At 70.1% G+C, this 25,158-nt stretch carries 25 protein-coding genes; 14 read left to right on the top strand and 11 right to left on the bottom strand.

All coding sequences use genetic code 11. The features are described from left to right. Positions 1-29: 29 nt before the first annotated feature. Entirely contained in the window at positions 30-1,388 is a 1,359-nt protein-coding gene (locus OG885_RS25555; RefSeq protein ID WP_405735388.1) for a cytochrome P450, read from the top strand. A gap of 87 nt (positions 1,389-1,475) precedes the next feature. Next, positions 1,476-2,594, top strand: coding sequence for a phosphoserine transaminase (serC, locus tag OG885_RS25550; RefSeq protein ID WP_405735385.1), 1,119 nt, complete (start codon positions 1,476-1,478; stop codon positions 2,592-2,594). 61 nt (positions 2,595-2,655) lie between these two features. Here the strand turns inward: serC and OG885_RS25545 are convergent, their stop codons facing one another. After that, positions 2,656-3,591 (bottom strand): NADP-dependent oxidoreductase, encoded by a 936-nt coding sequence (locus tag OG885_RS25545; RefSeq protein ID WP_405735382.1) that lies wholly within the window; start codon positions 3,589-3,591, stop codon positions 2,656-2,658. 66 nt (positions 3,592-3,657) lie between these two features. Here OG885_RS25545 and OG885_RS25540 point away from each other — a divergent pair, with 66 nt between their 5' ends. After that, a complete protein-coding gene (locus tag OG885_RS25540; RefSeq protein WP_405735379.1) occupies positions 3,658-4,080 on the top strand; it encodes a winged helix-turn-helix transcriptional regulator in 423 nt (140 codons plus the stop codon). 37 nt (positions 4,081-4,117) lie between these two features. On the opposite strand, the gene OG885_RS25535 is transcribed toward OG885_RS25540, so the two are convergent. After that, on the bottom strand, positions 4,118-5,632 hold the full coding sequence (locus tag OG885_RS25535) for a cellulase family glycosylhydrolase (RefSeq protein ID WP_405735376.1): 1,515 nt from the start codon (positions 5,630-5,632) through the stop codon (positions 4,118-4,120). Between the two features lie 117 nt (positions 5,633-5,749). Continuing rightward, positions 5,750-6,739, bottom strand: coding sequence for a WD40 repeat domain-containing protein (locus OG885_RS25530; protein WP_405735374.1), 990 nt, complete (start codon positions 6,737-6,739; stop codon positions 5,750-5,752). Positions 6,740-6,833: 94 nt separating this feature from the next. Between OG885_RS25530 and OG885_RS25525 the strand changes: the two genes are divergently transcribed. Together OG885_RS25525 and OG885_RS25520 are read left to right on the top strand one after the other, a co-directional pair. Then, positions 6,834-7,517, top strand: a complete 684-nt coding sequence (locus OG885_RS25525) for an SGNH/GDSL hydrolase family protein (protein WP_405735371.1) — start codon at positions 6,834-6,836, stop codon at positions 7,515-7,517. Between the two features lie 88 nt (positions 7,518-7,605). Further along, on the top strand, positions 7,606-8,199 hold the full coding sequence (locus OG885_RS25520) for a Uma2 family endonuclease (protein WP_405735368.1): 594 nt from the start codon (positions 7,606-7,608) through the stop codon (positions 8,197-8,199). Here the strand turns inward: OG885_RS25520 and OG885_RS25515 are convergent. Further along, positions 8,171-8,599: a hypothetical protein gene (locus OG885_RS25515; RefSeq protein ID WP_405735366.1), complete on the bottom strand. Its 429-nt coding sequence runs from the start codon at positions 8,597-8,599 to the stop codon at positions 8,171-8,173. The two genes, OG885_RS25520 and OG885_RS25515, sit on opposite strands and share 29 nt — an antisense overlap. 83 nt (positions 8,600-8,682) lie before the next feature. Here OG885_RS25515 and OG885_RS25510 point away from each other — a divergent pair, with 83 nt between their 5' ends. The 3 genes from OG885_RS25510 to OG885_RS25500 are packed head-to-tail and all read left to right on the top strand — an operon-like array spanning position 8,683 to position 10,697. Further along, complete coding sequence (locus OG885_RS25510; protein WP_405735363.1) at positions 8,683-9,495, top strand: Scr1 family TA system antitoxin-like transcriptional regulator; 813 nt, start codon at positions 8,683-8,685, stop codon at positions 9,493-9,495. After that, positions 9,492-9,674 (top strand): DUF397 domain-containing protein, encoded by a 183-nt coding sequence (locus OG885_RS25505; protein ID WP_405735361.1) that lies wholly within the window; start codon positions 9,492-9,494, stop codon positions 9,672-9,674. Before OG885_RS25510 ends, OG885_RS25505 begins: the two co-directional genes overlap by 4 nt. A gap of 30 nt (positions 9,675-9,704) precedes the next feature. Next, a complete protein-coding gene (locus tag OG885_RS25500; RefSeq protein WP_329337827.1) occupies positions 9,705-10,697 on the top strand; it encodes an aldo/keto reductase in 993 nt (330 codons plus the stop codon). A 199-nt stretch (positions 10,698-10,896) separates the two neighbouring features. Here the strand turns inward: OG885_RS25500 and thpR are convergent, their stop codons facing one another. Beyond that, entirely contained in the window at positions 10,897-11,469 is a 573-nt protein-coding gene (thpR, locus tag OG885_RS25495; protein WP_405735357.1) for an RNA 2',3'-cyclic phosphodiesterase, read from the bottom strand. A gap of 34 nt (positions 11,470-11,503) precedes the next feature. On the opposite strand from thpR, the gene OG885_RS25490 reads away from it, so the two are divergent. Continuing rightward, complete coding sequence (locus OG885_RS25490) at positions 11,504-12,025, top strand: GNAT family N-acetyltransferase (RefSeq protein ID WP_405735354.1); 522 nt, start codon at positions 11,504-11,506, stop codon at positions 12,023-12,025. A 26-nt stretch (positions 12,026-12,051) separates the two neighbouring features. On the opposite strand, the gene OG885_RS25485 is transcribed toward OG885_RS25490, so the two are convergent. Both OG885_RS25485 and OG885_RS25480 read right to left on the bottom strand, forming a co-directional pair. Continuing rightward, complete coding sequence (locus tag OG885_RS25485) at positions 12,052-13,401, bottom strand: MFS transporter (protein ID WP_399962895.1); 1,350 nt, start codon at positions 13,399-13,401, stop codon at positions 12,052-12,054. Between the two features lie 24 nt (positions 13,402-13,425). Next, on the bottom strand, positions 13,426-13,863 hold the full coding sequence (locus tag OG885_RS25480) for a MarR family transcriptional regulator (RefSeq protein ID WP_329337819.1): 438 nt from the start codon (positions 13,861-13,863) through the stop codon (positions 13,426-13,428). Between the two features lie 153 nt (positions 13,864-14,016). On the opposite strand from OG885_RS25480, the gene OG885_RS25475 reads away from it, so the two are divergent. Next, entirely contained in the window at positions 14,017-14,199 is a 183-nt protein-coding gene (locus OG885_RS25475) for a ribbon-helix-helix protein, CopG family (RefSeq protein WP_266399294.1), read from the top strand. A 10-nt stretch (positions 14,200-14,209) separates the two neighbouring features. Here OG885_RS25475 and OG885_RS25470 read toward each other — a convergent pair whose 3' ends face one another. Further along, positions 14,210-15,604 (bottom strand): NCS2 family permease, encoded by a 1,395-nt coding sequence (locus tag OG885_RS25470; RefSeq protein ID WP_405735350.1) that lies wholly within the window; start codon positions 15,602-15,604, stop codon positions 14,210-14,212. A gap of 143 nt (positions 15,605-15,747) precedes the next feature. Here OG885_RS25470 and OG885_RS25465 point away from each other — a divergent pair, with 143 nt between their 5' ends. Together OG885_RS25465 and OG885_RS25460 are read left to right on the top strand one after the other, a co-directional pair. Beyond that, on the top strand, positions 15,748-16,017 hold the full coding sequence (locus OG885_RS25465; RefSeq protein WP_097265608.1) for a DUF2530 domain-containing protein: 270 nt from the start codon (positions 15,748-15,750) through the stop codon (positions 16,015-16,017). 107 nt (positions 16,018-16,124) lie between these two features. Continuing rightward, positions 16,125-18,524 (top strand): cation-translocating P-type ATPase, encoded by a 2,400-nt coding sequence (locus OG885_RS25460; RefSeq protein WP_405735348.1) that lies wholly within the window; start codon positions 16,125-16,127, stop codon positions 18,522-18,524. 111 nt (positions 18,525-18,635) lie between these two features. Here OG885_RS25460 and OG885_RS25455 read toward each other — a convergent pair whose 3' ends face one another. From OG885_RS25455 to OG885_RS25445, 3 genes are all read right to left on the bottom strand, one after another. After that, positions 18,636-19,472 carry a hypothetical protein gene (locus OG885_RS25455; protein WP_405735346.1) on the bottom strand — a complete coding sequence of 279 codons (837 nt, stop codon included), beginning with the start codon at positions 19,470-19,472 and terminating at the stop codon, positions 18,636-18,638. Positions 19,473-19,650: 178 nt separating this feature from the next. Further along, positions 19,651-20,166, bottom strand: coding sequence for a contact-dependent growth inhibition system immunity protein (locus OG885_RS25450; protein ID WP_405735344.1), 516 nt, complete (start codon positions 20,164-20,166; stop codon positions 19,651-19,653). Between the two features lie 27 nt (positions 20,167-20,193). Next, positions 20,194-21,219: an aldo/keto reductase gene (locus OG885_RS25445; protein ID WP_405735342.1), complete on the bottom strand. Its 1,026-nt coding sequence runs from the start codon at positions 21,217-21,219 to the stop codon at positions 20,194-20,196. A 116-nt stretch (positions 21,220-21,335) separates the two neighbouring features. On the opposite strand from OG885_RS25445, the gene OG885_RS25440 reads away from it, so the two are divergent. Together OG885_RS25440 and OG885_RS25435 are read left to right on the top strand one after the other, a co-directional pair. Then, positions 21,336-21,911, top strand: a complete 576-nt coding sequence (locus tag OG885_RS25440; RefSeq protein WP_405735340.1) for a TetR/AcrR family transcriptional regulator — start codon at positions 21,336-21,338, stop codon at positions 21,909-21,911. A gap of 70 nt (positions 21,912-21,981) precedes the next feature. Beyond that, positions 21,982-25,140 (top strand): sacsin N-terminal ATP-binding-like domain-containing protein, encoded by a 3,159-nt coding sequence (locus OG885_RS25435; protein WP_405735337.1) that lies wholly within the window; start codon positions 21,982-21,984, stop codon positions 25,138-25,140. Positions 25,141-25,158 lie beyond the last annotated feature (18 nt).

Here is a 25,158-nt window from a genome sequence, read left to right as displayed (position 1 = left end):
CCTCACGCCGTCCGTCTGGAGACACCTCTATGACCACCGACCCGGAACAGACCCCCGAGGCGAAACAGGCCACCGGCCCGGAACAGACCCCTGCCCCGGACCAGCCCTCCGCCCCGGAGCAGACCCCTGCCCCGGACCAGGCCACCGCCCCGGAGCAATCCCCCGCCCCTGCCCAGCCCCGCATAGCCCTCGACCCCTTCGTCACCGACCTCGACGGCGAGAGCGCGCGGCTGCGCGCGGCCGGTCCGCTGGCCGCCGTGGAGCTGCCCGGCGGCGTCCCCGTCTGGGCGGTCACCCACCACGCCGAGGCGAAGGCGCTGCTCACCGACCCCCGCCTGGTGAAGGACATCAACGTCTGGGGTGCCTGGCAGCGCGGCGAGATCCCCGCGGACTGGCCGCTCATCGGCCTCGCCAACCCGGGCCGCTCGATGCTCACCGTCGACGGCGCCGACCACCGCCGGATGCGCACGCTGGTCGCCCAGGCGCTCACCCCGCGCCGGGTGGAGGAGATGCGGGAGCGGATCACGGCGCTCACCGAGAAGCTCCTGGACGGCCTGGAGGGCGACACCGTCGACCTCAAGGCGGCCTTCGCCTACCCGCTGCCCATGTACGTCATCGCCGACCTGATGGGCCTGGCCGAGGCGAAGCTCCCCCGTCTGAAGGAGTTGTTCGAGAAGTTCTTCTCGACGCAGACGCCGCCCCAGGAGGTCATCGCCACGCTGATGGAGCTGGCGGGCATCATGGCGGAGACCGTGGCCGCCAAGCGCGCCGAGCCCGGCGACGACCTCACCTCGGCCCTCATCCAGGCGTCCGAGAACGGCGACCACCTCACCGACGAGGAGATCGTCTCCACCCTCCAGCTGATGGTCGCGGCCGGCCATGAGACGACGATCTCGCTCATCGTCAACGCGGTGCTCCAGCTGTCACTCCACCCGGTGCAGCGCGCCCTGGTCCTCGCGGGCGAGGTCGACTGGTCCTCGGTCGTCGAAGAAACGCTCCGCCACTCCACCCCCACCTCCCACGTCCTGATCCGCTTCGCGACGGAGGACGTCCAGGTCGGCGACAAGGTCCTCCCGGCGGGCGACGCGCTGATCGTCTCGTACGCCGCGATCGGCCGCGACGAGCAGGCCCACGGCCCCACGGCGGGCGAGTTCGACATCACCCGGACCTCCCCGAACCGTCACATCAGCTTCGGCCACGGCCCGCACGTCTGCCCCGGCGCCGCCCTCTCCCGTCTGGAAGCCGGCGTGGCCCTCCCGGCCCTCTATGCCCGCTTCCCCGCCCTCGACCTGGCGGTCCCGGCGGCGGAACTCCGCAACAAGCCGGTGGTCACCCAGAACGACCTGTTCGAGCTGCCGGTGCGACTGACGGCACCGCAGCAGTCGTAGATCCCGACAAGTCCACGGGCCGGAGGAGTCGTCTCATCGAACGGACGGGTTTCCATCCCGTTTCGCCGAGGGGATACCCTCCGGCTCGTGGCTGAGATCCAGATTCCCGCTGACATCAAGCCCGCCGACGGACGTTTCGGCGCGGGCCCCTCCAAGGTGCGTGTCGAGGCGCTGGACGCCCTCGCCGCGACCGGTACCTCCCTGCTCGGCACCTCCCACCGCCAGGCCCCGGTCAAGAACCTGGTCGGCAAGGTGCGCGAGGGGATCTCCGAGCTGTTCTCGCTCCCCGAGGGCTACGAGGTGATCCTCGGCAACGGCGGCTCCACCGCGTTCTGGGACGTCGCGACCCACGGTCTGATCGAGAACAAGTCGCAGCACCTGAACTTCGGCGAGTTCAGCTCGAAGTTCGCCAAGGCGGCCAAGCTCGCCCCGTGGCTGGCCGAGCCCACCGTCATCGCCTCCGACCCGGGCACGCACCCGGTGCCGCAGGCCGAGGCGGGCGTGGACGTCTACGCCTTCACCCACAACGAGACCTCGACAGGTGTCGCCGCCCCGATCAAGCGCGTGGCCGGTGCCGACGAGGGCTCGCTGGTCCTGGTCGACGCCACCTCCGGCGCCGGCGGCCTCCCGGTCGACATCGCCGAGACCGACGTCTACTACTTCGCCCCGCAGAAGTCCTTCGCCTCCGACGGCGGCCTGTGGATCGGCGTCTTCTCCCCGGCCGCGATCGAGCGCGCCGAGCGCGTCCACGCGTCCGGCCGCCACATTCCGGAGTTCTTCTCGCTGCCCACCGCGATCGACAACTCCCGTAAGAACCAGACGTACAACACCCCGGCCCTCGCCACCCTCTTCCTGTTGAACCAGCAGCTGGAGTGGATCAACGGCCAGGGCGGCCTGGCGTGGTCGACGGCCCGTACGAAGGACTCGTCCACCCGTCTGTACACCTGGGCGGAGGAGTCGAAGCACGCGACGCCGTTCGTCACCGACGCCGCCAAGCGCTCGCAGGTCATCGGCACGATCGACTTCGCCGACGAGATCGACGCGGCCGCGATCGCCAAGGTCCTGCGCGCCAACGGCATCGTCGACACCGAGCCCTACCGCAAGCTCGGCCGCAACCAGCTCCGCGTCGCGATGTTCCCGGCGATCGACCCGGCGGACGTCGAGGCGCTGACGCGGTGCATCGACTACGTGATCGAGAAGCTGTAACCGTCCGAAGCGAGACGACGACGAGGGCGCCCGGCACGAAGCCGGGCGCCCTCGTCCGTCCTCACGGCACCAGCACGAGCTTGCCGGTCGTCCGCTTCTCCTCGATCGCCCGGTGGGCGTCGGCCGCCTCCGCCAGCGGATAGCTCCGCTCGACACTCACCCTGAGCCGCCCCGCCTCGATCCGCTCGGTGATCCCGGCCAGCAGCTCACCGGAGGGTTCGGCAGTCACCCACACATAGCGCAGCCCGCGCTCGGCGGCCCGCCCCTCATCGACCCCCGGGTCGATCGCCGCCCCCACGAGCAGCCCGCCCGGCCGCAGCACCTCCAGCGAACGCTCCCCGTACGCGCCCCCGACCAGGTCAAGGACCACGTCCACCGGCGCCACCGCGTCCCGGAAGTCCACGGCCGTGTAGTCGATCACCTCGTCGGCGCCGAGCTCCCGCAGCCATGCGTGCTTGGCCTCCCGTGCCGTACCGATGACGTACGCGCCCAGCTCCTTGGCCAGCTGCACCGCGACATGCCCCACCCCGCCGGCCGCCGCGTGGATCAGCACCCGGTCGCCGGGCCGCACCCGGGCCAGCACGGACAGGGCCGTCCAGGCGGTGACCGCGACCAGCGGCACGGCGGCGGCCTGTGGCAGGTCGAGGTTCTCGGGCTTCGGGGCCAGCACGGCGGCCGGTACGGCGGTGTACTCGGCGTACGCCCCGCGCGGGGAGAGCGGCAGCAGCCCGTACACCTCGTCCCCCACCCCGAACCGGCTCACCCCGGGCCCCACGCCCGCCACGACCCCGGCAACGTCGTTCCCCGGCGTCCACGGCAGGGTCACCAGCTCCGGCACCCGCCCGGACCGCAACACCGTGTCCCCGGGGTTCACTCCGGCACCCCCGACCCGCACGAGCACCTCACCGGGCCCGGGCTCGGGCACGTCGGTCTCGGCATACGTCAGTACCTCGGGGCCGCCGAACGCGGACTGGACGATGGCGTGCATACGGTTCATGCGCTCCATCCTGTGCGCACGGATCCCCGTGCAGAAGAAGGCACTTGTCTGATATCGAGGTTCCTCATGGATACCGGCTTCGACCTCAGAGAACACGGCGGCGTGGACGTCTTCCTGCGCGACTGCCCCACCCGCGCCGTGCTGGAGGTGATCGCGAGCAAGTGGACCATGCTGGTACTGGTGGCTCTGGAGGACGGCCGCCCGATGCGCTTCACCGAGCTGCGCCGCCGCCTGGACGGCGTGACCCAGAAGGTCCTGACCTCGACCCTGCGCTCCCTGGAACGCGAGGGCCTGCTGGCCCGCACGGTCTACCCGACCATCCCGCCACGCGTGGAGTACCAACTCACCGCCCTCGGCCGGGAGGTGGGCACCCTGATCCAGCACATCACCGACTGGTCGCAGGCCAACATCGACACCATCCGGGCGGCCCGCCAGGAGTTCGACGAACGCGCCGAGACCGACCCCGACCCTCATCCCGTACGACGGTGAGGGCGCCCGGCACACCCCGCGCCGGGCGCCCCACGGCTCAGCTCGCCGTGCAGCTCACCGTCGGCACACCCCCGCCCCCGGGTGCCCCGCCGAACCCGAAGCTCGCCGAACCGCCCACGGCCACCGCCCCGTTGTGCGCGGCGTTGGTCGCGGTGACCGTCGCCCCGGACTGGGTGTAGGACGCGTTCCACATGTTGGTGACCTTCTGGGACCCACTCCAGGTCCAGGTCACCTTCCAGGAACCGATCGCGGTGGTACCGGAGTTGGTGACCTTCACCTCGGCGTTGAAGCCACTGCCCCAGTCACTGCTGACGGTGTAGGCGGCGGTGCAGGCCGCGGTGCCCCCGCCCGGATCGCCGGGGTCGGTGGGACCGCCCCCGCCACTCGGGAAGCCCGGCGCCTTGATGCTCGCCAGATACCCGTCCTTCACCGTGTCCACGGTCTGCCAGTCGTCCTTCAGGATTCCGCCCGTGTCACCGGAGTTGGGGTTCCACGACCAGAAGGTCCAGTGGAAGGAGTCCGACCCGTAGGTCGAGGTCGGCCGCAGATACGAGACCAGCGCCGCCAGCCACTTCTGGTCCACGGTCGACTGGAGCGTCGTCCCGAACTCGCCCACCCACACCGGGGCGATGTTCTGCTTGAAGATGTAACCCCAGTACTTGTCCCAGATCCCCGGCATGTTCGCGGGGAAGGACGGATCGCTGAACCAGCTCTGCTGGGCGACGCTCGTGGCGTAGTCGTGGGCGGAGTAGACGACCCGGTTGGCGACGTTCAGGTTCACCGGGTACTGGCCGACGCCCATCAGGTTGCCGCCCCACCAGCCGGAGACACCGTTGAAGGTCTGCACGCCCTCGACGAAGATCAGCAGGTCGGGATTGACGGAGAGCACCGCGTTGCCGGCCCGCTGGGCGGCGAGCCGCCAGTCGGTCGCCGTGTCGCCGCAGCCCCAACAGGCGGGGTCGTGGGGCTCGTTGTGCAGGTCGATGCCGACGACGGTGTCCTTGCCGAGATAACGGGTGGCCAGGGCCTTGAGGTTGGCGATCCAGGTCGACTCCGGCACGGCGCTCGTGTACCAGAGCGCGGACTGGCCACCGGCGTCCGGGCGATGCCGGTCGAGGATGACCTTGAGCCCGTCCTGACCGGCGTACGCGACGATCTTGTCCAGCACACCGAGGGAGTTGAGCCCTTGGAGGTCGGCGTTCTTGCCGCCGCTGAAGTCGATGCTGGCGGGGACGGTCCCCGACTTGAAGATGTCGTCGCTGTACGGGATACGGATGGTGTTGTAGCCCAGCGATTTCATCTGGTCGATCATGGACTTGTAGTCGCGGGACCAGAGCCCGTGGACGACGTAGTTGCCGGTCTCGAAGCCGAACCAGTTGATCCCGGCGACCCGGACGGCCTGCCCGTTGGCGTCCAGGATCTGCCGCCCGCTGGTGTGCCAGTACCCGGCACCGGCGTCGGCCGCGGCCGCCTGGGCCGCGGGCTGCACACCGACCAGAAGCGGTAACAGAAGCGCCGCCGCGCACAGCGCTCTTCGCAAGGTGCGGAACATGTCGCTGCCTTCTCTAGGGGATACGGGCCCGGAACCGAGTGGGAGCGCTCCCACACCCGCACCTCTTATGGAAGTCAAGCCACATGGGCACGTCAAGACATCGGACGCAACGACGGTTCACCGTCGCGGGCGCAGCAGCCTCCGGAACCCGAGGACGACGGCGACGACAGCCGCGACGGCGAGGGCGCCGACCTTGACGGTGCCGTTGCCGCCGCCATCCCCATCGCCTGAGGCCGAACTACCGCCACCCGAAGGCGACTTGGACGATCCGCCGTCACCAGGCGCGTCCTGCGCCACCACTTCACTCCCCTCACCCTCACTCCCGAGCATGAGCTTCGTGCCGTCCGCGGAGTAGGTGACGGACTCCCCCTGACCGAGGGGCACGCTCAGCCGCCCCTTCCGCTTCAGGTCGCCGCCGTTCCAGTCGTACCAGATGCCGCCGAAGTACCCTCGTACGGCGAGCTGTTGACCGTCCGGCGAGAAGGCCGCGTCGGTGGCCCAGAGGTCGACGGGCTGGACGGGCTTGAAGACGTTGGTGCCGGCTGTGGAGAGCTGGGCGGGCCCTTCATACAGATGCCCGCCGTCCTCCTGCTTGTCGATGATGTAGACGCGCCCGGTCTTGGGATGGACGATCATCGACTCGGCGTCCCGGGAGCCGTCGGTGTACTTCACGACGTACTGCTTGGCGCGGATGGTCTGGTCGGTGAGGTTCTTCGGCTCGGGAAGCTGATAGATCCAGACGTACGGCCAGCTCACCCCGTCGTTGTCGCCGATGTCCCCGACGTAGATCTGGTTGTCGGGCCCGATGGCGATGGCCTCGACGTCCCGCTGCTGCCCGACCCCGGCGAGGGTGACGCGGGCGACGGTCTTCCCGGTGCTGCTGTCGACGGCGTAGATATAGCTGCCGGTGTCCTGGTCGTTGTGGGTCCAGTAGATGCCGGGGTGCTGGTGGGAGGCGGCGAGGCCGCTGGACTCGGTGATGCGGGAGTCCTCGATGGTGAAGTCCTTGTCACCCTTGCCGTCCCCGTCGGCGGCGACGGCGGCGGGGGCCGCGCCCGTGAGAAGGAGCAGGGCGGAGGCTCCGACGACACCCAGTAGCGCACGCATGCGGCCAAGCTTGCCATCCCTGGAGGGGGAGGGACGGCGATCACGTGGTGACTGTCACACCCCGCCTCGCGCCGTGATCGTTCATCATGAGCGGATGCTCAGGTTCATGCCCGTCGGCGACTCCATGACGATCGGAAGCGCGGGCGAACACACATGGCGTTACCGGATGTGGCAGCACCTGCGCGATACGTACGGCGGCCCGTTCGCCGTGGTGGGCCCGCGCGAGACCCTGCACGACAAGGCGATGGACGCGCCGACGTCGTACGAGTACGCCGACCCCGACTTCCCCAGCGCCCACCTGGCCGGCTGGGGCGAGGGCTGGCTGCACATGACGCCGCTGATCGGGGAGGCGGTGCGGTCGTGCCGGGCAAATGTGTTGCTCGTCTCGCTCGGCCTGATCGACCTGGGCTTCTATACGAACGCGGAGCAGACGGCGGAGAACGCGCGCAGCTTTGTCGCCGCCGCCAGGGAGGCCAACCCGCGCGTCCGCATGGTCGTCCTCCCCGTCCTCACGAACGTCCGCGTCGAGGAGGACGCCGACTTCGCGGCCCAGGTCACCCTCTTCAACGAGCTGCTCGCCAAGGCGGTCGCCGACCTGGATGAGCCCCGCTCGCCGCTGCTGCTGGCGTCGCCGCCGGAGTCGTACGACTTCTCCGTGGACACGTATGACGGGACGCATCCGAACGCCGACGGTGAGCACAAGATCGCGGGGGCGTTCGCGGAGGCGATGTACCAGGCGTGGGGATGGGGACAGACGTACGAGGCCGGAACAGACTGACTGAATATCGGCGTACCTCGATCACCGTGCGTATCGTTGTACTGCGCGGCTGCACCTGTCCGTGGGGCAGCCGGGGAGGAGCGCCACGATGACCGTCCTCGAAGACAGGATCGAGATGGCCGACGCCGACGCCAACACCGAGCGCTTGGACGAGTGGTTCGAGCGGCTGGAGCGGATGCCCGTCCCCGAAGGATTCAGGGTCGAGATCGTCGGGGGCAACGTTCACATGACGCCGCAGCGGAGCGCTCACTGGGAGATCATTCGCAGGTTCCTTTGGGCTCTTGAGGACCGGTTCGGCAGGGGGGTCAAGGTGTTCTCGGACGTCCGCATCGACTTCCCGGGTCACGAGAACGGATTCTGCCCGGATGTCGCCCTACTCAAGGACTCCGCGAAGCAGGACGACACGGGTCACTGGCGCTGGCAGGACGTCGTGTTCGTCGCCGAGGTCATCTCCAAGGGCACGGCCGCCAACGACTACGACCCCAAGAAGACCGCCTACGCGGTAGCCGAGGTCCCCCTCTACCTCATCGCCGACCCCTACCAGGGCCGGTGCCACGTCTACACCCATCCCAAGGACGGCGCCTACACCACGGAGACGAGAGTCGACTTCGGCGGCGAGATCGATCTGACCGGCACCGTCATCGACCTCACCCTCAAAACCGACGACTTCCCCCGGGACTAAGTCGACACCCCACCTCCCACAGCAACTCCCCCGCCACGAACGGCACCCCGGCCGACGGCGCCGACCGCCACCCCAGGGGCCAGGTGACCCCGGTGAGCGCGGGTACGCCCACGTAGGCCATCGCGCCGTGACTGCGCGTCAGCACCCGTACGCCCGGCGGCCAGGCATAGGCGCCGCCGGTTTGCGGGGGCAACAGGAAGTACATGTTCCGGTCGCCGGTCGACTCCCTGACGATCGGGCCCGCGTCAAAGTCCGTATAGCGCAGCAGCTCGGAGGTGACGCGCTCGGCCAGCGGTTCCCGCATACGGACGGCATCGAAGTGCACGCCGGCGAGGCGTAGTGCGTGACCGACGTCGGGAATCCAGCGCGGGATCCAGGGGGCGGAGATTCTCTCGTCCATGCCGCAAATCGTGGCGGGCGCTCACATACTGTGACCAGGGGTACTCAAGGGTGGTGCAGGGCTGTGCACTTGGGGAGGCGGTTGTGCACGCAGGTGATCAAGGGTCGGGGAACCTGGAGATGTTCGGCTCGTTGCTGAGGTTCTTCCGGGAGCGGGCCGGGATGACACAGGAGTCGCTCGCCCATCGCGTCGGGTACTCCAAGTCCCAAGTGGCCATGGTGGAAAGGGGCGAGCGGGCACCCAAGGGCCAGCTGATCGAGATCGCGGACGAGGCGCTGGGTGCACAAGGTGCACTGATCGCGGCTGGGATGAAGCTGAGGGTCAGCAGGTTCCCGTCCTGGTTCGAGGACTACGCGGCGCTGGAGGCGAGGGCCGGCGCGATCTACATGTACGCCAACCACGTGATCCCGGGCCTGCTCCAGACGCAGCACTACGCACGGGCCACCTTCGAGGTTCACCGTCCGTCCCTGGACGACGAGGAGATCGAGGCCCGGCTCACCGCCCGCCTCGACCGGCAACAGGTCTTGGAACGCAAGCCCACCCCGGTAGTCGCCTTCGTGCTGGAGGAGCACATCCTCAGGCGCCCGCTCGGCGGCGACCAGGTACTCAAGGAGCAGTTGGGCCACATCCTCGACGTCGGCAGGCGCCGCAACATCGAGATCCAGGTGATGCCGACCCACCGCGAGGACCACGCCGGTCTCGACGGCCCCATGATCCTGCTGGAGACCGACGAACCCGAGCGCATCACCTACGTCGAGGGCCCCAACAACGGCTACTTCGTCAGCCAACAGCCGGAGCTGGGCCAGATGTTCGCACGGTATGGCATTCTGCGAGCGCAGGCCCTCAATCCCGGGGAGTCCGCTCAGTTGATCAGCGAGGTGGCAGGCAGCCTATGAGCACGGACCTGAACTGGTTCAAGAGCAGCTACAGCAGCGGCCAGGGCGGCGAGTGCCTCGAAGTGGCCCTCACCCCCACCACCATCCACCTCCGCGACTCAAAAACCCCCGAACCCCACGCCCCCCACCTCCACCTCACCCCCGCCACCTGGTCCACCTTCCTGAAGTCGCTTGCCTAGAGCGCACTCCACCACGTTGGCTAAGTGGACATGAAGTACACGCAGCTCGGACGCACGGGACTCAAGGTCAGCCGGCTCGTCCTCGGCACCATGAACTTCGGCCCGCAGACAGACGAAGCCGACAGCCACGCCATCATGGACGCGGCGCTGAACGCGGGCATCAACTTCTTCGATACCGCCAATGTCTACGGCTGGGGCGAGAACAAGGGCCGTACCGAAGAGATCATCGGCAACTGGTTCGCCAAGAACCCCGCCCACCGCGACGCCACCGTCCTCGCCACCAAGGTCTACGGCAACATGGCCGCCGACGGCGAGGCCTGGCCCAACCACGACAAGCTCTCGGCGCTGAACATCCGCCGGGCCGTCGACGCGTCGCTGAAGCGCCTCCAGACCGATCACATCGACGTCTACCAGTTCCACCACGTCGACCGTGCCACCCCCTTCGAGGAGATCTGGCAAGCGATCGACGTCCTGATCCAGCAGGGCAAGATCCTCTACGCGGGTTCCTCCAACTTCCCGGGTTACAAGATCGCCCAGGCCAACGAGATCGCCGCCCGCCGTGGCGGCACCATCGGCCTCGTCAGCGAGCAGTGCCTCTACAACCTCTTCGAGCGCCGCGCCGAGATGGAGGTCATCCCGGCCGCCCAGGAGTACGGCCTCGGCGTGATCCCCTGGTCGCCGCTGCACGGCGGGATGCTGGGCGGGGTCATCAAGAAGGAGGTCGCGGGCGGCCGCCGCACGTCCGGCCGTACGGCGGAGGCGCTCACCAATCCGGCCGTGCGCGCGCAGATCCAGTCGTACGAGGATCTCCTCGACAAGCATGGCCTGGAACCCGGCGAGACGGCCCTGGCCTGGCTCCTCACCCGCCCCGGCGTCACGGGCCCGATCGTCGGCCCGCGCACCGCGGACCAGCTCGCCTCAGCGATCCGCGCCACAGAGCTGGAACTGAGCGAAGAACTCCTGACCGACCTCAACGAGATCTTCCCGGGCCCAGGGCCCTCCCCGGAAGCCTTCGCCTGGTAGTACCGCCCAGGGCAAACGCCCCTCAGGGGCGCGGGGAACTGCGCGACCAGCCACATACAACCCGCAGCCAAGCCACCGGCCGCAGTCCCCCGCCCCGCACTACTTACCGAGCGCCGCCGCCAACGCGACAACGCCAAACATCAGCACCAGCACAACGGCCATGATCCGGTTCCGGGTCTTCGGGTCCACACCCCCGAGCCTAACCGGCCGCCCCGAACCCCCACCGACCGACCACCTCATACCGCGGCTGCTCCCCCGGCACCCCCGACCTCGGCAGGCTGCTCCGCACGAGCGCCAGCTCACCCACGGTCCACCGCCGCCCCTCGAAGCCGGCCAGCGCCGTCACGTACGGCCGCACATCCACCTCCGACCGACTCCGCGCCACGGTCAGATGCGCCTTGTACCGCCGGTGCTCCCCCATGTCGACGCCCGCCTTGCGCCCCGCCGCCTCCGCCCGCTCGGCCAGCAGCCGCAGCGCCGCCATGTCGCCGTCCGCCCCGATCCACAGGGCCCGGCCCCGCCCGAACTGCCCGCCCCGACGCAGGCCCAGCGAGAAAGCCTCCGTACGCCCCGCCGCGCGCTCCAGCCGGGCCGACAGTTCCGGTACGACGTCGTCGTCGACCTCGCCGTAGAACGCCAGCGTGAAGTGCCACCCCGGTCGGCCCGTCCAGCGCAGCGAACCCGCTCCCGGAAGCTGCTTCAACCCGTCCAGCCGCGCCGCGAGTTCCTCGGCCACGTCCTCCGGCGGCAGCACGGCGGCGAAAAGTCTCATGTCGCTCACCTTGGCAAAGATCTACGCTGCCGTCATGGCGATCACCATCAGGAACGGCGACCACGACGACATCCCCGCGATACTCGGCATGCTGGACAGCTGTGTGGAGTGGCTGGTCGCACAGGGGCGGACCGGGCAGTGGGGGTCGAAGCCGCTGTCGGAGAGCCCGAAGACCGTGGAGTCCGTCACCCGGTACATGGACGACGGCGTCACCTACATCGCCGAGGTGGACGGCGTACCGGCCGCCACCCTCAGCCTCACCGACGCCCCCGGCGCCTATCTGGCCCATCTCCCGGCGCCCGGCGAACCCGAGCGGTACATCCACTGGCTGGCCTCGGAGCGCCGCTTCAAGGGCCAGGGGGCGGGGAGCGCCCTCATCGAGCACGCCGCCGAGGAGACCCGGCGGGAAGGGGTCGGACTGCTCCGCGTGGACTGTTACGCGGGCGACGACGGCAAGCTCGTCCGCTACTACGAGAACAACGGCTTCAGCCGCGTCGAGGCCTTCACCGTCGGCGAGCAGCGGTGGCCGGGACAGCTGCTGGCCCGGAGGGTCTGACCCCCCGAGCAAGCCGCAGGCACCAACTACGCCGCCGTGGCCAGCTGCTCCGCCGCCTCGCGCGGGACGAAGCGGACGTGCGGGTGGCCGTGGTTCCAGCCGACCGACAGCCGCAGGTTGCCGAGCCGGGCCAGGGCCAGACCGATGACGATCGCGGCGGCCGCGGCGATCGCGCCGCCCACCGCCATGCCCGCCCGCACTCCGTACGCGTCGGTGATCCAGCCGGCGATCGGGGCGCCCAGCGGGGCGCCGCCCATGAACACCATCATGTAGAGGGACATCACCCGGCCGCGCATGGCCGGGTCGGTGCTCAGCTGGACGCTGCTGTTGGCGGTGACGTTGACCGTCATGCCGAACATGCCGATCGGCATCATCAGCAGGGCGAACAGCCACAGGGACGGGGCGACGGACGCCACCATCTCCAGCGCGCCGAAGGCCACCGCGCCCACCACGAGGACTCGCAGCCGGGCGGTGCCACGGCGGGCGGCGAGGAGGGCGCCCGCGAGGGAGCCGATCGCCATGACGGTGTTGAAGAGGCTGTAGGAGCCGGCGCCGGCGTGGAAGACGTCGTCGGCGAAGGCGGACAGGTAGACGGGGAAGTTGAAGCCGAAGGTGCTGACAAACCCGACCAGCACGATCGTCCAGATCAGGTCCGGGCGCCCGGCCACATACCGCAGCCCCTCCCGCAGCTGGCCCTTGCCGCGCGGGGCGCGATGCACGGCGTGCAGGTCGCGGGCGCGCATCAGCAGCAGGCCGGCGATCGGCGCGATGAAGCTGAGGCCGTTCGCCAGGAACGCCCAGCCGGTGCCGACGCCGGTGATCATCAGACCGGCGACGGCCGGGCCGATCAGGCGGGCCGACTGGAAGTTCGCGGAGTTGAGGCTGACGGCGTTCTGGAGCTGGTCGGGGCCGACCATCTCGGAGACGAAGGTCTGCCGGGCCGGGTTGTCGACGACGGTGGCGAGGCCGACGGCGAAGGCGGCGACGTAGACGTGCCAGACCTCGACGTGGCCGGTCAGGGTGAGGAAGGCGAGCGCCAGGCCGGTGAGGGCCATCGCCGACTGGGTGACCAGGAGGGTGGGGCGCTTCGGGAGACGGTCGACGAGTACGCCGCCGTAGAGGCCGAAGAGGAGCATCGGCAGGAACTGGAGTGCCGTCGTGACACCGACGGCGGTCGCGGAGCCGGTGAGGCTGAGGACGAGCCAGTCCTGGGCGATGCGCTGCATCCAGGTACCGGTGTTGGAGACGACCTGCCCCAGGAAGAAGAGGCGGTAGTTGCGGTTCCTGAGCGAGCTGAACATCGAGGACTTGCCAGGGTCCTCAAGGGTCGGGGTGGACGGTGCGGGGGCGGAGTCTGCTCCGGGTCCCGAACTCAAAAGGGTTCGCCTCCTCAAGACGGATTACAGGTGTGCGAGCTTCTCCAGCACGGGGGCGGCGGCGCGCAGTTTCGCCCACTCGTCCTCGTCGAGACCGTCGACCAGGGCGGCCAGGAAGGCGTTGCGCTTGGCGCGGCTCTCGGCGAGCATCGCCTCCGCCTGCTCCGTCTTCGTGACGACCTTCTGGCGGCGGTCCTCGGGGTGCGGCTCAAGCCGGACCAGGCCCTTGGCCTCCAGCAGTGCCACGATGCGGGTCATCGACGGCGGCTGTACGTGCTCCTTGCGGGCGAGTTCGCCCGGGGTGGCCTTGCCGCAGATGGAGAGGGTGCCCAGGACCGACATCTCGGTAGGGCTCAGCGACTCGTCGACCCGCTGGTGCTTGAGTCGGCGTGACAGTCGCATCACGGCGGAGCGGAGGGAGTTCACGGCGGCTACGTCGTCGCCATGGGTAAGGTCCGGCATGTTCTTTAGGTTAACTCATTACCCTGACTAAGGACCAGTCGGGCGCGCCCCGATGCCCGTGACTCCCCTCACTGAACCCCTTCATCACCCTTACGAGTGAGTCACTTCCGGAAAGTGACACAGCGCCCAGTTCCGTACGGCGACCCTCGTCTCATGGGGACCAGCGTGCTCAGCCTGCGGATAGACGGGGAGCTGCTCGACCGGCTCCGGGACCATGCGGCCAAAAGGGGAATGAGCGTCCAGGACTATGTGGTCCAGACGCTCATCCGGGACGACTTCGACGAACGGTTCCAGACCGCCGTCGAGGAGACGGAGAAGTTCTACGGCCTCACCTGAGGCCGGTCGATCAGGTCAGGCCGAGGGCCGGCATCAGGTAGTAGAAGGCGAAGACGGCGGAGACGACGTACATCGCGACCGGGATCTCCTTGCCGCGGCCTGCCGCCAGGCGCAGCACCACGAAGGTGATGAAGCCCATGCCGATGCCGTTGGTGATGGAGTAGGTGAACGGCATCATCACCATCGTGATGAAGGCCGGGATCGCGATCGTGTAGTCGGCCCAGTCGATCTCCCTGACCGAGTTGGCCAGGATCATGAAGCCGACCGCGAGCAGCGCCGGGGTGGCCGCCTGGGACGGGACCATCGTGGCGACCGGGGTGAGGAACAGCGCCACGGTGAAGAGGCCGCCGGTGACGAGGTTCGCGAAGCCGGTGCGGGCGCCCTCGCCGACGCCGGCCGTGGACTCCACGAAGGCCGTGGTGGCGGACGAGGAGCTCGCGCCGCCCGCCGCGACCGCGAGGCCGTCGACGAAGAGGACCTTGTTGATGCCGGGCATCTGGCCCTGTGCGTCGGTCAGCTTGGCCTCGTCGCTGACGCCCATGATCGTGCCCATCGCGTCGAAGAAGCACGACAGCAGCACGGTGAAGACGAAGAGGATGCCGGTCAGCACCCCGACCTTGTCGAAGCCGCCGAACAGGCTGACCTCGCCGATGAGACCGAAGTCGGGGGTGGCGACCGGGTTGCCGGGCCACTCGGGCGTCGTCAGTCCCCAGGACGGGATGGTGGCGACGGCGTCGATGATCATCGCGAGGACGGTCATGGCGACGATCGAGATCAGGATCGCGCCGGAGACCTTGCGGACGATGAGCGCGAGCGTGAGCAGCGCGCCGAGGATGAAGATCAGGACCGGCCAGCCGTTGAGGTGGCCGTCGGCGCCGAGCTGGAGCGGGACGGTGGTGTGCGCGGCGTCCGGGATGCGGGAGACGAATCCGGAGTCGACGAGCCCGATCAGCATGATGAACAGGCCGATACCGATGCTGATGGCCTTGCGCAGGCCGAAGGGCACCGCGTTCATGACGCGCTCACGCAGACCGGTCGCGACCAGCAGCATCACGATGAAGCCCGCGAGGACCACCATGCCCATGGCGTCCGGCCACGACATCCGGGGCGCCAGCTGGAGGGCGACGACCGAGTTCACGCCGAGACCGGCGGCCAGCGCGATCGGCACGTTGCCGATGACGCCCATGAGGAGCGTGGTGAAGGCCGCGGTGACACAGGTGGCGGTGACGAGCTGGCCGTTGTCGAGCTGGTGCCCGTACATGTCCTTCGCGCTGCCCAGGATGATCGGGTTGAGCACGATGATGTAGGCCATCGCGAAGAAGGTGGCGAAACCGCCGCGGATCTCCCGGGGCAGGGTGCTGCCCCGCTCCGAGATCCGGAAGTAACGGTCAAGGGCGGTCGACATTGGATGTTCCTACGATGAGAAGTGGACAGACGCAAACAGTTTCAGTATGAACATATGAGAGCCGGGATGCCTATCTCCGCGCGTAGACCGGCGCGCCCGCACTCCCCTCCGGCCGCGCCGCGATCGCCTCGTAAGCTGTGCCCATGGCGAAGTGGACCCCGCAGCACGAAGCACCGGAGCCCCTGGAGGGCCCGATCGTGCCGACGATCATCGGCGGCACGATCCTCTGGTTCGTCCTCTTCCTGGTCCAGCTCCCCTTCTACGGCTGGTTCGACGACCGCGGACACGCCTGGTGGGTGTGGACCTGCCTGGCCGGCGCGGGCCTCGGGCTGATCGGCATCTACTACGTCCGCAGGCGCGACGCCGCCATCAAGCGGGCCGAGGCCGCCGGGACCCTACGGGAAGCCGAGTAGGGCCGTACTACCTGGGCACCACTCGGCCCCGCCGACTCTCCTCCCCAGGTCGGAACTTCCGCCCACTCGGCGGGTGAAGCCGCAAAACCGCACGTACCGTCGAATGCATGACGCACATCGACGCGGGCGCCGAACTCGACCCCGTGCACCCCGTGCCTGTGCCCGTCCCCGCGGCCGACGGCGGGCTGACCACCGCCGAGGTGGCCGAGCGGGTGGCGCGCGGGGCGGTCAACGACGTACCGGTGCGCAGCAGCCGGTCGCTCGCCGAGATCGTCCGCGCGAACGTCTTCACCCGGTTCAACGCGATCATCGGCGTGCTCTGGCTGGTCATGCTGTTCGTCGCGCCCTTCCAGGACAGCCTGTTCGGGTACGTGATCATCGCCAACACCGGCATCGGCATCATCCAGGAGTGGCGGGCGAAGAAGACCCTCGACTCCCTCGCCGTGATCGGCGAGGCGAAGCCGACGGTACGACGGGACGGCGAGGCCCTGGAGGTCAGTACGTCGGAGATCGTCCTCGACGACCTGATCGAGATCGGGCCCGGCGACAAGGCGGTCGTCGACGGGGTGTGCGTCGAGGCCGACGGCCTGGAGATCGACGAGTCACTGCTCACCGGCGAGGCCGACCCGGTCGTCAAACGGCCCGGGGACCCGATCATGTCCGGCAGCTTCGTCGTCGCGGGCGGCGGCGCGTTCCAGGCCACCAAGGTGGGGCGCGAGGCGTACGCCGCCCAACTCGCCGAGGAGGCATCCCGGTTCACCCTCGTCCACTCCGAGCTGCGGACGGGTATCTCCACGATCCTCAAGTACGTGACGTGGATGATGATCCCGGCCGCGATCGGCCTGGTCATCACCCAACTGGTCGTCAAGAGCCACGACCTGAAGGAGTCCATCGCCCGCACGGTCGGCGGCATCGTCCCGATGGTCCCCGAGGGCCTCGTCCTGCTCACCTCCGTCGCCTTCGCGATCGGCGTGATCCGACTTGGCCGAAAACAGTGCCTCGTCCAGGAGCTTCCGGCCATCGAGGGCCTCGCCCGCATCGACACCGTCTGCCTCGACAAGACCGGCACGCTCACCGAGGGCGGTATGGACGTCACCGAGCTGCACGCCCTGGGCGGCAGCGACGAGACGTACGTACGCAAGGTGCTCGGCGCCCTCGGCGAGTCCGACCCGCGCCCGAACGCCTCCCTCCAGGCGATCATCGACGCCTACCCCGACGCCGAGGAATGGCGTTGCACCGAGTCGCTCCCCTTTTCCTCCGCCCGCAAGTACAGCGGCGCGAGCTTCAGCGAGGGCAACGGGGAGTCGAGCACCTGGCTGCTGGGAGCGCCGGACGTGCTGCTGGGCGCCGACGACCCGGCGCTGGCCGAGACCGAGCGGCTCAACGAACAGGGTCTGCGCGTCCTGCTGCTGGCCCGGGCCACGGGCGACCTCGACGATCCGGAGGTCGCCCGCGGAGCCTCCGCCGCCGCCCTCGTCGTACTGGAGCAACGGCTGCGCCCCGACGCGGCCGACACCCTGCGCTACTTCGCCGAGCAGGACGTCCGCGCCAAGGTCATCTCCGGTGACAACGCGGTGTCGGTGGGCGCGGTGGCCGGGAAGCTGGGCCTGAAGGGGACGACGATCGACGCGCGCCAACTCCCCTCCGACCCGGGCGAGATGGCGAACGCCCTCGACGAGGGCACGGTGTTCGGGCGGGTCACCCCGCAGCAGAAGCGGGACATGGTGGGGGCGTTGCAGTCCCACGGGCACACGGTCGCGATGACGGGCGACGGCGTGAACGACGTCCTGGCGCTGAAGGACGCCGACATCGGCGTCTCGATGGGCTCGGGGTCGGAGGCGACCCGGGCGGTCGCCCAGATAGTGCTCCTGAACAACAGCTTCGCCACGCTGCCGGACGTGGTGGCGGAGGGGCGCCGGGTCATCGGGAACATCACGCGGGTGGCGACGCTGTTCCTGGTGAAGACGGTGTACTCGGTGCTGCTGGCGCTGCTGGTGGTGTGCTGGCAGGTCGAATACCCCTTCCTGCCCCGCCACTTGACCCTGCTCTCCACCCTGACGATCGGCGTCCCGGCGTTCTTCCTGGCCCTGGCCCCCAACACCGAACGGGCCCAACCGCACTTCGTACGGCGGGTGATGCGGTACTCGATCCCGGGCGGGGTGGTGGCCGGGGTGGCGACCTTCGTGACGTATCTGATCGCCCGGCACTACTACACGGGGAAGGACTCCCTGGACGCCGAGACGAGCGTGGCGACCCTCACCCTGTTCCTGATCTCGATGTGGGTGCTGGCCATCATCGCCCGGCCGTACACCTGGTGGCGGGTGATCCTGGTGGCGTCGATGGGCGCGGGGTTCCTGCTGGTCCTGGCCGTCCCGTGGCTCCAGGACTTCTTCGCGCTGAAGCTGGTCGGGGTGACGATGCCGTGGATAGCCGTGGGCATCTCGGTGGTGGCGGCGGCCGCCCTGGAAGTGACGTGGAAATGGGTCGACCGCCGCGTGCCCGCTTAGCGCTTGGCTGGAGCCGGGGGGCTTGGGGGGCGGCTGCGGGTCCGTTGTGGCTGGTCGCGCCCGCGCGGCGGTAGCCGCACATTCAGCAGAGCCCCGCGCCCCTTAGGGCGTCTACTGGACGTCGATGTAATCGCCCGTGGCGCTGACCGACGACGTGGTGGCGCTGCCCGCGAAGCTGTAGCGGTAGTAGCCGTCGGCGGAGGCCGTGACGGTGGTGCTGAGGCCGCCGGTGGAGCTGGACTTGATGGTCTTGACCGTGGTGTAGGTGCTGGAGCCCTTCTTGCGGAACTGGAGCTTCACGTACTGGGCGGAGTAGCCCGAGTAGGTGCCGGCGTCCCAGTTGGCGCGGGTCAGCTTGCCGGTGACCGTGATGGTCCTGCCCTTCCTGACCGGCTCGGGCGAGGCGTTGGCGGTGAGCTTGGCCAGGCGCAGCACCTTGATGGAGGCGAGGTCGCCCTGGTCCTTGTAGCCGACCTTGCTGAGGTCGAGGCTGCCGCTGGAGGGGTCCTGGCCGTTGAAGTCGACGGCCTCGGCGCCGCCCTTCCAGGTACCGGCGTCGGCGTTGGACAGGTCGCCGTCGGCCGGGTGGATGTCGATGGTGCCGGTGCAGGTGGCGGTGGTGGCCGAGGTGACCGTGCAGGTCGCCGCGTCGTCGCCGTAGAGCTGGGGGGTGCTGTCGGCGCCGAAGGTGCCCCGGTAGAGGAACGGGTCGGTGAAGAAGTCCGACGCGGTGGGGTCGACGTCCGAGCCGTGGGTCAGCGTGTAGGTGACCTTCGTGCTGACGGCGGCGGAGGTGCCGACCTTGACCGACGAGGCGATCTTGAAGTTGGAGAAGCTGACGTCCAGCGTGTACGGGGTGCCGGAGTCGGCGGCCTGGGCGGTCGGAAGGGCGAGGCCGGTGAGGGCGAGGGCGCCGGAGACGACGGCCACGGTGGCTCTGATGCGCATGTGCGTTCCCCAGGGGGAGAGTCGATCTAGGAGTCTGTTGACTCAGCGGATCAGATCCACGGCCGCCGGGGGGAGTTGTAGGGCCCGGTGCGAACTTTGCCGACTTTGTCGTTACATGCGGGACGCTTGATCGTCGTATGGGGTGCGCATGACGAAACGCGGCACCGGCCCGCCGGGGTCACTCACGCTCCTCCATGACCTTCAGGACCAGCCCGAACCACCGAGACATCGTGATTCCCTCGTCACGCGGGTCGTAGGCGGCCCCGGCCTGCCCGAGCCACAGCCGGGCCAGTTCGCGTTCGGAGGGGTTCGCGGCGAGCAGTTCCGTGACCGCCGCGCGCAGTGCCGCCACCGCCTCCGGGGGCTCTTCGTCGCCGTAGGCCTCGACGGCCTGCCTGGGAGTTCCGGAGTCGAGGTCGTAGTCCTGGTGGAAGTAGCCCCCGGCCAGGTTTCTGATCGCCTCGGGCAGTGGCGCCGCCTCCAGCCACTCCAGCTCGGACCACAGGCCGGGGAGGCCGAACCTCGCCAGGTACTCCTCCAGGATCAGGTGAGGCGGCGTGGCCTGCGGCGCCTGGTCGCTCTCCCACACCGTGTCGCACTCCTCGCACACGAGGACGCGGTCCTGTCGGCCCCGGACACGGCAGGCGACGATCCGTCCCTGGTCGCATCGGCGGCATCTGTTCACGCTGGTCATCCCGGAGGAGCCTAAGCCGTCCGCGCTTCAGTGGCGGCGCCGCAGTGACGCGTCCAGCAGGGCCGGCGGCGTGTCGAACTTCTCGTGGGCCGCCAGGTCCGTGCCGGGCGGCACGATCTTGTCGATCTCGTCCAGGACGTCGGGTGACAACGTCGTTTCCGCCGCTGCCAGTTGTGAGGCCAGGTGCTCCGCCGTACGCGGGCCGATCAGCGCGCTCGTGACCGCCCGGTGTGCGGTCACGAAGCCCAGTGCCAGCTGGATGAGGGTGAGGCCCGCTTCGTCCGCCACCTCCGCCAGGCGCTCCACCGCCTCCAGCCTCGCCCGGTTGTACGGCAGGCTCATGTCGAAGCGGTCCGGCATGAACGCCGCGCGGTTGGTCACCACCTCGCGGCCCTCACGTACCGCTCCCGTCAGCCAGCCGGAGGCAAGGGGGCTCCACGCCAGCACCCCCAACCCGTACTCCTCCGCCACCGGCAGGACGTCCGCCTCGATGCCCCGCTGGAGGATGGAGTAGCTGGGCTGCTCGGTGACGTAGCGGGCGAGATGTGACGAGCGGGACGTCCACTGCGCCTGCACCATCCGGTACGCCGGGAACGTCGACGAGCCGAAGTAGCGGATCTTTCCGGCCCGTTGGAGGTCGGTCAGGGCCGACAGGGTCTCCTCGTCGCTGGTCTCGGGGTCCCAGCGGTGGATCTGGTAGAGGTCGACGTGGTCCACGCCCAGGCGGCGCAGGCTGTCGTCGAGGGCCTTCGTCAGCCAGCGGCGGGAGGTGCCGCGGTGGTTGGGCCTGTCCTCCGCCATCGGCATGGCCGCCTTCGTGGCCAGTACGACGTCCTCGCGGCGGCCCGCTATCGCCTTGCCGACCATCTCCTCCGACTCGCCGCGGCCGTACATGTCGGCGGTGTCGATCAGGTTCACGCCCGCCTCCAGCGCCGTGTCGACGAGGGCGGTGGCCTCTTCCTGGGTGGTGCGTCCGATCGCGCCGAAGTTCATGGCGCCGAGCGCCAGGGTGCTGACCTGCACACCGGTGCGACCCAAGGTGCGGTACTGCATGAGCGTTCCTTCCGACAGAGAAACGGAACCATGTTCCGGATCTGGCATGACGAAACGATACGGAACCATGTTCCGTTTCTGCAAGCGGGCGCCTCCCGATGTCGTACCGTTGGTCCGTGAACGACCCCGACGCCCCCGCCCCGCCCCGGCGGAAAGACGCCCGGCGCAACCAGGAGACGCTCCTCGACGCCGCCGCCACGGTCTTCGTCGCCAAGGGCGTCGACGCGCCCGTGCGGGACATCGCGACCGAGGCCGGGGTCGGGCTCGGCACCATCTACCGGCACTTCCCGACCCGCGCCGACCTCGTCATCGCCGTCTACCGGCATCAGATCGAGGCCTGCGCGGAGGCCGGGCCCACCCTGCTGACCGCAGGGCCCACGCCGTACGCCGCCCTGGTCCGGTGGATCGACCTCTTCGTCGACTTCCTCGTCACCAAGCACGGCCTCGCCGCCGTGCTCCAGCCCGGCAACGCCGACTTCGAGGCGCTGCACACCCACTTCCTCGACCGGCTCGTGCCCGTCTGCGCCGAACTGCTCGACGCCGCGGCCGAGGAGATCGGCTCCGAGGTGACGGCGTACGAGCTGATGCGCGGCGTCGGCAACCTCTGCATCGGCGCGGACACCGACCCCCGCTACGACGCGCGCCGGATGGTCGGGCTCCTCGTCGCGGGCCTGCGCCGGCCGCGAGGCTGACGGGAGATCCCGTCGAGGGCCCAAGACCAACTCGCGGTACCTTCGTCGCACGCAGACGAGGAGAGCCATCGTGAGCAAGTTCGTGCGGCCCGCAGCCGAGGGAGCCGACCCGTTCGGGACCGCCCGTCTCAGGCGGGGCGTGCTCGACGCCTGGGCGACCAGCCCCGCCCGGTTCCGGGAGGACGCGAACGCCGAGGAGGACCTCGTCCTCGGCGGATACCGGGACCGGCTCGTCGTCGAGCTCGCCCAGAACGCCGCCGACGCCGCCGCCAGAGCGGGGGTCCCGGGACGGCTGCGGCTCACCCTGCGCGACGGTGTCCTCGTCGCCGCCAACACCGGCGCACCGCTGGACGCCGCCGGTGTCGAGTCGCTCTCCACCCTCCGCGCCTCCGCCAAGCGTGACACCCCAGCCGCCGCGTCCTCCGCCGGTGCGTCCTCCGTGGGTGCGTCCTCCGTCGGGCGTTTCGGCGTCGGCTTCGCCGCCGTCCTCGCCGTCACCGACGAGCCCGCGGTCGTCGGCCGCCACGGGGGCGTGCGCTGGTCCCTCGCCGAGGCGCGCGACCGCGCCGCCGAGACCGCCCTGCACAGCCCGGGCCTGGGCGACGAGATCAGGCGGCGCGACGGGCACGTCCCGCTCCTGCGGCTCCCCTTCGCCGCCGAGGGCACCGCCCCCGACGGCTACGACACCGCCGTCATCCTGCCGCTGCGCGACACCGCCGCCGCCGATCTCGCCGAGCGGCTCGTGCACGCCGTCGACGACGCCCTGCTCCTCGCCCTGCCCGGTCTGGAGGAGGTCGTGATCGAGGCGGGCTCCGACGTCCGCACCCTCCGCCGCCGCACCGACGGCGCCTTCGTCGTCGTAGAGGACGCGCGGGACGGTGAAACCGGCGCGACCACCTGGCGGGTCACCTCCGCGCACGGGCCGCTCACGCCCGAGCTGCTCGCCGACCGGCCCGTCGAGGAGCGGCTGCGGCCGCACTGGTCGGTCACCTGGGCCGTGCCGGTGGACGCGGAGGGGGCGCCGGTCCGGCCCCGCACCAGCCCCGTCGTCCACGCCCCCACCCCCAGCGACGAACCGCTCGGCGTGCCCGCGCTCCTCATCGCCTCCTTCCCCCTCGACCCCACCCGGCGGCACGCCGCGCCCGGCCCGCTGACCGACTTCCTCGTGCAGCGGGCGGCGGACGCGTACGCCGCACTGCTCGCCTCCTGGCGGCCGGTGGGCGTCGGGATCATCGACCTCGTGCCCGGCCCGCTGGGCAAGGGGGAGCTGGACGGAGCGCTGCGGCAGGCCGTGCTGGAGCGGCTGCCGCGCACCGCCTTCCTGCCGCCCGTCCACGAGCCCACCGACGAACTGCCCGAGGCCCTGCGGCCCAGGGAGGCGGAGGTCGTCGAGGGCGCGGGCGCGGACACCGTCCGGGTGCTCGCCGAAGTGCTGCCGACCCTGCTCCCCGCCGGACTCGAACGCCGCGTGGAACTGCGGACGCTGGGTGTCGCGCGGGTGCCTCTCACCGACGCGATCGACCGGCTCGCCGGCCTGGAGAAGGAGCCGGAGTGGTGGCGGCGGCTCTACGACAGCCTCGCCGGCGTCGACCCCGACCGGCTCTCCGGGCTGCCCGTGCCGCTCGCCGACGGGCGGACGACCATCGGCCCCCGGCAGGTCCTGCTGCCCACACCCGACAGTGCCGCCGTCGAGCCCGAAGTCCTCGCCCGGCTCGGACTGAAGGTCGCCCACCCGGACGGCGCCCACCCCCTGCTGGAGAAGCTGGGCGCCCTGCCCGCCTCCCCGCGCGCCGTCCTCACGACGCCCCAGGTACGGGCGGCCGTCGCCGCCTCGCTGGACGACGAGGGCCCGCTCGACTGGGAGCAGGACACCCTCGACTCCGAGGAACTCGCCGACACCGTCCTGGCGTTGGTCCGCGACGCGGGCCTCGAACCCGGTGACGAGCCCTGGCTCGGCGCACTGGCCCTCCCCGACGAGGACGGCGAACCCGCCCCCGCCGGTGAACTGGTCTTCCCCGGCAGCCCCTTCCACCAGGTCATCCGGGACGGTGAACTCGCCACCGTCGACACCGAGTTGGCGGACCGCTGGGGCGAACAGCCCCTCGCCGCCTGCGGAGTGCTCGCCGGCTTCGCCCTCGTCCGCGCCACCGACGTCGTCCTCGACCCGGACGAACTGGAGCCCCGCGACGGGGACTTCGCCGAACCCGACGACGCCGGACTGCTGGACGCCGTGGACGTGTGGAGCGAGGACGTCCTCGACCGCTTTCCCGACTCACCGGTCCCGCCGGTCGCCACCGAGCTGGTCGCCGTACGGGACCTGGAACTCGTCGACGAGGAACGCTGGCCCGAGGCCCTCGCGCTGCTCGCCCGTCCCCCGCTGCGGGACGCGCTCACCCAGCAGGTGCGGATCCTGCTGCCGGACGGCACCCATGAAGTCGTACGGCCTTACACCGCATGGTGGTTGCGCGGCCACCCGGTGCTCGACGGCCGCCGCCCGGCGGGCCTCCTCGCCGCCGGTGGGGACCCCCTCCTCCGCGGGCTGTACGACGAGGCCGACGCGACCGGGTTCGACGACGAGCAGGTGCTGCGGGCGCTGGGCGTACGTACGTCGGTCGCCGCGCTGCTCGACGAGCCGGGCGGCGCGGCCGAGCTGCTGGACCGGCTGGCCGACCCCGAGCGGGAGGTCAGCGGGTCCCAACTGCACGCCCTCTACGGGGCACTGGCCGAACTCGACCCGGAACAGGTGACGCTGCCCGAGGAGTTGCGGGCCGTGGTCGACGGGCATGTGGAGGTCGTGGACGCCGCCGACGCCGTGGTCGTCGACTCGCCCGACCTGCTGCCCTTCACCTACGGGGTGCCGCTGCTGCCGGTGCGGCCGAGCCGGGCCGCCGAGCTGGCCGAGCTGTTCCAGGTGCGGCGGCTGAGCGAGTCGGTGACGGGGTCGGTGGACTCCGAGGGCACCGAGCACGACGTGCCGGACTCGGTGCGGGTGCTGCTCGGGGCGCGGACCCCGGCGTCGTACGTCGAGCACGAGGAGCTCGTCGTGGACGGCGTGGAGATCGACTGGCGGCTGACCGGCGACGGGATCCTGCACGCCGCGACCCTGGAAGGGGTCGCCGCCGGGCTGGCCTGGGCGGCGGGGCAGTGGCCCCGGCGGTTCGAGGTGGCGGCGCTGCTGGAGGACCCGTCGCGGACGCAGGAGCTGGCGCGGGACCGCTGGTTCGACTGACGCGGAAGGCGCTGTCCG

The sequence above is a fragment of the Streptomyces sp. NBC_00028 genome (genome assembly GCF_045041065.1).
Taxonomy (GTDB): Bacteria; Actinomycetota; Actinomycetes; order Streptomycetales; family Streptomycetaceae; genus Streptomyces.
This window is presented reverse-complemented; position numbering and strand designations above follow the sequence as displayed.